1 protein-coding gene is annotated in these 214 nt (G+C 58.4%); it reads right to left on the reverse strand.

Going from position 1 to position 214, the window contains the following annotated elements; genetic code table 11:
- Positions 1-40 precede the first annotated feature (40 nt).
- The coding region (locus tag AF337_RS07375) for a DUF1801 domain-containing protein (RefSeq protein ID WP_193393581.1) at positions 41-214 on the reverse strand (174 nt) is incomplete at its 5' end.

The raw sequence follows: 214 nt of genomic DNA on the forward strand, positions 1-214 counted from the left end.
CGCTCCTCCATCCCTTAAGTGCTGATGACCTGGCGTCCGCTCACATTCGTTCACCGGGCAATTGGCTGGCTTGCTCCACCCAGGCGGCGAGCTGAGCCTCGTCGAGTTGGTCTGCCTCATGGATGTGGAAGTAACGCACTTCCTTTTGTTTGGACTCGCCGGGCGGGATGGGACTGAGCGACTTGCCGCGGAAGAAAGCGAGTTTGATGTAGTT

Origin of the sequence: Rhizobium ecuadorense, from assembly GCF_001187535.1 — a bacterium.
Lineage (GTDB): Bacteria > Pseudomonadota > Alphaproteobacteria > Rhizobiales > Rhizobiaceae > Rhizobium > Rhizobium ecuadorense.